This is a genomic window from Streptomyces sp. NPDC058326 (genome assembly GCF_042879855.1).
In the GTDB taxonomy this organism is placed as follows: Bacteria; Actinomycetota; Actinomycetes; order Streptomycetales; family Streptomycetaceae; genus Streptomyces.
On sequence record NZ_JBHVZO010000033.1, the window covers coordinates 1 to 5820 of the forward strand.

2 protein-coding genes and 1 pseudogene are annotated in these 5820 nt (G+C 68.6%); 1 reads left to right on the forward strand and 2 read right to left on the reverse strand.

The window, feature by feature from the left end; all coding sequences use genetic code 11:
- Positions 1-912 precede the first annotated feature (912 nt).
- Positions 913-3450: a Helicase associated domain protein gene (locus tag ACFVYX_RS33575; protein ID WP_389685288.1), complete on the forward strand. Its 2538-nt coding sequence runs from the start codon at positions 913-915 to the stop codon at positions 3448-3450.
- Between the two features lie 247 nt (positions 3451-3697).
- Here ACFVYX_RS33575 and ACFVYX_RS33580 read toward each other — a convergent pair whose 3' ends face one another.
- Entirely contained in the window at positions 3698-3877 is a 180-nt protein-coding gene (locus ACFVYX_RS33580; RefSeq protein ID WP_389685290.1) for a hypothetical protein, read from the reverse strand.
- Between the two features lie 906 nt (positions 3878-4783).
- A pseudogene (locus ACFVYX_RS33585) lies at positions 4784-5652 on the reverse strand (GNAT family N-acetyltransferase).
- Positions 5653-5820 lie beyond the last annotated feature (168 nt).

Here is a 5820-nt window from a genome sequence, read left to right on the forward strand (position 1 = left end):
ACACTCCTACTTTCGTCGGCAGCGTCTTTTGTGTAAAATACACAGGTACCACATCGCTGCGCGATGTGCAAGCGAACACCCATGCTGCGCATGGGTGTTGCGCTCCCGCTCCGCGGGAGCGCCGGCGGGTCGCTGCGCGACCCACTCATCCCCGGCGCTGCGCGCCGGGGATGACGCTCCGTTCGCTGCGCTCCCGGAGCGGTGGGCCTGGCTTCCGCTTCGCTCCAGTCCGGGTCGGCGAGTCCGCTGCGCTCCCCCGCCTCGGGTCCTTCCGGCTGCGCCTCCAGTCCTGTAGCCCGCTGTCGCGGGCTCGGCTGGCTACGAGGAGAGGGTGGGGCGCAGGGGGTCTTCGCCCCACCCTCTGCGGGGAGTTAGCCTTCGCCTCGGATCAGTTCCACGATCACTGTCCACAGAGCGCGTGCGCTCAGTGCCACAGCGATTCGCTTCGCGATCTCGGCGGCCAGCCGGCCCCGACGAGATGACCGCTGGTCATCACTCATGTCCGTACCTCTTTTTCAAGCGGCCCCCGCTCTGACAGAGCGGATTCCAAGGCCCCCACGTGGTACGAACAACTCCCAAGGTAACCAACGGCATTGATGGGCGAAAGGCCCCTCGCTCTTCCTCTGTCAGTGTGGGGCCCCAGTGAAATGTTCAAGCCATGCGAAAAGGAATCTGGGCGTTCTGTGTGCTTCATTTTGAAGACAAGATAGACTCTGGACTCAGGGCACATCACCTAGACCGCTTTGGATGCTTACCGAGGACCACTGCGCGGCTTTGCCGGGGCTCCGGTGGTGGGGAGTAGCCACTCGAACGCGCCAGTTCAACCGCAGCCTTCGTAGCCGATCTACGCGCAGGTTTCCCGTTTCCCACCGCTCGAATCGACCGGACGGCACCCCAGGAGAAGGCAGGCGAATGCCGAGCACCGACCGCGCTGACCACCGCGAGGCAGCCCAGCGAGAAGCCATTGACGCGGTCGTGCGCGCCCTCGAATTACCTGCAAGATCACTTGTGCCCGAACGAGGGCTTCGAACCCAGGTGATCATGGCGACCGGGTCCGGGAAGACCCGGGTGGCGGTCCGGAGCGCGGAGGAGCTCCACGCGGGCCGTGTGCTGGTGCTCGTGCCCTCGCTGGACCTGCTCGCCCAGACCGAGGCCGCGTGGCGCGAGGGAGGCCGTCTGGGGCCGATGATCGGGGTGTCCTCGCTGCGCGGTGAGGAGGTGTCCTTCCCCAACACAACGGCCGTGGACGAGCTGGTGGAGTGGACGCGGGGCCTGGAGAAGGTGACCGTGTACGCCACGTACGCCAGCCTCGGTCTGGGCACGCTGGAACGGGCGCACGCCGCCGGCCTTTCGGCTTGGGACCTGATCGTCGTGGACGAGGCCCACCGGGTTTCGGGCCGGATCGGAAAGCCGTGGGCGGTCGTCCACGATAACCAGAAGATCCCGTCCCTGCGCCGTCTGTACATGACGGCCACACCCCGGCTGTGGCAGCTCGGGGACGAGGACGAGGCCGGCGCACCCGGCGAGCTGGTCGCGAGCATGGACGACGACCCCGAGGGCCCCTTCGGCAGCCGCTGCTTCACCCTGACGCTCTCGGAGGCCATCGACCGGGGAATCTGTGCCCCCTACCAGGTCGTCTGCGTGGACGTCACCGACACCGCGCTCCAGGCCGCGCAGCTCCTGGGCGCCGAAGGCCGCTCGGCAGAGGTCCGCGGGGCGCGGCTCGCCGCTCTGCAGACCGCCCTGGTGAAGGCGTCCGCGGAGGAGAACTTCTGCAGAACGCTCGTGTTCCACCACGTGGTGAAGGAGGCCGAGGCGTTCGCGGCCGGCCTCCCGGACGTCGCCGCGCAGCTGCACGCCAGCGACCAGGAGCTGTACCCGAAGACAATCTGGGCGGACTGGCTGTGCGGCGACCACAAGCCGCTCCACCGGCGCCGGTTGCTCGGGGAGTTCGCGGCCGGGGTCGCCACGGACGGCACCGTCGTGGAGAAGTGCTTTCTCAGCTCGGTGAAGGTCCTGGGCGAGGGCGTCGACACCAAGAACTGCGACTCCGTGTACTGGGCGGACGTACGCGGCTCGATGCCCGACCTGGTCCAGGCCGTGGGCCGGGCCCTGCGGATGCAGCCAGGCGAGGACAAGGTGGCTTCCCTCGTGGTGCCGGTGCTGCTCGGGCCCGGCGAGACGGCGGACAACATGCTCACCTCCCGTGCCTTCGGCGGGCTGGCCAAGCTGCTGGAGGCGCTACGGGCGCACGACGCCCGGATCGTGGAGAGCCTTGCGGAACAGCAGGCCCCGAGTCGCTACAAGCCCGTAGCCGAGGAGGTCAGCGGGAAGAGCACGGGCGGGAGCGGCGAGGGTTCCGGGGGCGTCAGCGCCCCGGCCAAGGCACTGTTGAAGTTCTCTACGCCGCGCGACCCGGCCGCCCTCGCCGCGTTCATCAACCTGCGTGTCCTCAACCCGGAGCACGAGCACTGGCGGCGCGGCGTGGAGGCGGCCGTCATCTACGCCCGCGAGCACGGTGACCTGCGCGTGCCGTTCACGTTCCGGGTGCCCGCCGTCGACGAGCAGGATCAGGGGGAGGAAGGCGCGGGGTGGCCGGCCTCGCTCGCCGGGTTCCCGCTGGGGCAGTGGACCGCCGACGCCAGGAGGTTCTACGCCCGTGGCGACATGGACGAGGACCGCGTCGCGCAGCTGGAGAAGCTCGGCATGATCTGGAGCCACTTCGATGTCGCGTGGGAGGAAGGTCTGTCTGCCGCGCGCGGGTGGGCGGCCGAACACGGGCACCTCCTTGCCCCGCTGAACGCCACCTACCAGGGCGCGAAGGTGGGCATCTTCCTGAAGAACGCGCGGGCCGCCGCCCGGAAGGCTGCCGAGAACGAGCAGCGGCGTGCCGAGGGGCTGCCGGTGGAGTCGCCGGCCGGGGCGCTGTCGGACGAGCGGCGCGAGCAGCTGGAGGACATCGACGCGTCCTGGTGCCCCTCGTGGCTGGTGACATGGCAGCGCTGCTTCCACCTGGTCCGGATGCACCTGGACGCCGGTGAGGCACTGCCCATCGAGACGGGCGACGTCATGCGCCAGGGCGAGGACCTCGGACGGTGGGTCCAGTCGGTCCGGCTCGGCTGGGACCAGCTCACGACCGTGCAGCAATGGATGTGTGAGCAGGTCCTCGGGATCGAGCCCGCCAGCGAGGCCGAAAAGCCCAAGCGCCGTACGCAGGCCGACAAGTGGACGATGAACTACGCGGCCGCCCGCCAGTTCTACGAGCGCGAGGGACACCTTCACGTGCCGCGCAAGCACGTGGAGACGGTCGCGACCGCCGTCGACGGCGAGGACCGGGAGGAGCGAGAGCTCCGGCTCGGGGCGTGGATCGGGAACCAGCGAAGCAGGGCCGCGACTCTGACGCCGGAACGGATGGAGCAGCTGTCCGCCATCGGGATGCGGTGGTCGTGATGGGCATCATCGTTACCGAGGCCGCCGCGCTTACGGCCGGCTACCTTCTCGGGCGACTGCGGCCGTGGCAGAGACTGGGCGACTGGGCGGCCGATCAGGTCACTGGGCCCGGGGGCGTTGAGCGGTATGGGAAGAAACAGCAGGCCAGGAACCGGGGAAACCGGCGTACGGGCCCCGCAGAACCCGCCGTAACCCGGGTGGCGCCGCTCGCTGTCCTGCTGGGTGAACCCAGCAGGACAGTCGCACGTCAGGAGGCTTGGCTCTTCGTCAAGGTCTCAATGTGCTCAACAAACTGAAGAGCCAGGTCGTATTCCTTATTCTTAAGGGCCTCCTGGGCCTCCCTGAGCAGCAGGCCCTCAGGTCCTTGGTACTCGACCACGAGCCTTTCTGCGGTCGGAACCCTGTTCGCCACTTCTTGCCCGTCCATCTGCTCCCTGGTCGCACGATTGCGTCGAGTAACAAGTTCGTCACTTTTTAGATCTAACGGCAAGCGCCCTCTCGGGTTGGCTCGAGGGTCACGTCGGTGGTCACTCGCCGGAGTCCGCGACGTCGCGAGCTACTGCTGCGCATCGCCGACACCACGGCCCCGTCCAGAGAGGGGGGTGCCGCCTCCGGCGCCATGCTGCTCGCCCACCTCCAGCAGCCGACCTCCCCCGCCCCGGCAGAGGGCCCGGTGGAAGAACTGGCCCCAGCCCCAGCACCGCTGGCTGGCGGTGGCGGAAGGTTTCGCGTGAGCCGTCGCCGCGCCGGGCGAGCACCACTGGCCGGACAGCGGGAAGTTGCGCTGTGTCGCCTTGATGGCAGTGAGCCGCCTGAGGATGCACCGCACGATGTCAGTCGCCACAACACAAAGTGCCGCCTCGTGCCAACGGCACACCATCACCGTGGGCCAGCGACCTGCAAGAACATCCCGCTCCTGACCAACCGTCACTGCCACAAGCTCACTGACATGAAGCGGGCGTATCGCGGCAGTCACCTGGGGGCTTCCTCCTGTTCAGCCCCGTCGCTGTCGGATCAACAGGCAGCCGAGCATCTCCTGCGCGGACTGCTGCTGACGGCGCGGGGCGGTAGTCCGAACCTCCACAAGGACGATGCTTCGGGGGGCCCAGGGTCTCCTGCACGGTCGGTCAGGTGATGCGGGCGAAAAGAGCGGTGGCGTTGTTCGCGTGTATGGCCGGCTGTGCGTGGACGCGCCGTACGGCGTCGTCGGCCAGGCGCTCGGCCGCGTCGCGCGGATCGCCGGGCAGGTAGCCAGTCAGGTCGTGGTCGGCGTCCTCGCCCCGAAGGGGGCGGTGAGTGACGAAGCCTGTCCGATACTGCCGCTTGATCGTTTTCAGGCGGCTCGGCTCACGTCCAGCCGTTCGGACGACGGCTCGTATCCAGCTGCCCTGTAGGCGGCGACGGCGGCAGCGTTCGAGGTCGGGGTGCTGACGAGTGCGCTTTGACGCACCCAGCTCATGCAGCGTCGCCGCAGCGGTGACGCTGATCGCCGTCCCGTAGCCGCGACCGCGATGGTTGGCGTGCACGCCCACCGGCTCCAGCAGGCCGGGCTTGCCGGGGCCGGCCGACCAGACCGTCGCCGCGGCCACCGCGTTGTCCTGGTCGTCGTAGCCGATCAGGCAGCGGGCGCGGCATAGACCGGCCCGGCTGCGAGGACGTGCCAGATCTCCTCGGTGAACGCCGGGCTGCCGAACGCCGAGCGAGGCACTGCGGTCCGCACCCCCGCCGTCTTCGGACCGGCTACCTCGATCCGCAGGCCGGAGTCCTCCTTCACCGGGTGGGCAAGGTCGTGACGCAGTGGCGTCCACGGCTTGTCCAGAATCCAGCCCGCCTCCAAGAGAACCTCGCGGAGCAGGGCGCCATGGGGGATTTCGAGGCCGACCTTCCCGGGCGGCATGACCCCGCGTTCCGGATCATCGAGGTCCGCCAGCAGCCGGCGCGCCAGATCCCCGTCCTGTCGCAGATCCGGCGCGGTCGTCAGGCGCAGCAGGTCAGGGTCGTCCAGGTATCCGACGGCAATGATCCGTCCGTCCACGCTCCAGGTCCAGACGGCCGCGGCCACCTCTCCGCGCCCGGTGCCCAAGCCCAGCCTAGGTTCCCCGGATGGAGTTGCAGCGGCGAGCGGTCGTCCTGCCATACGCGGAGGGCATCCAGGACCCCGGTCAGCCCATCGACACCGGGCTCGTTCAGAGCGATCGACATGTCCCGCATCTCACATCATCGCGGCGACCGGCCGCACCTGGTTCTACTCAGCCAGTCAGATCGACAGGACACTCCCTAGGCCGTGTCCGTAAAGTTGGTGGCTCGTTGCTCTGTTCGTGGTGCGTCGACATGAACTGACGGATGAGTCGTGGGCGTTGATCGCTCCGT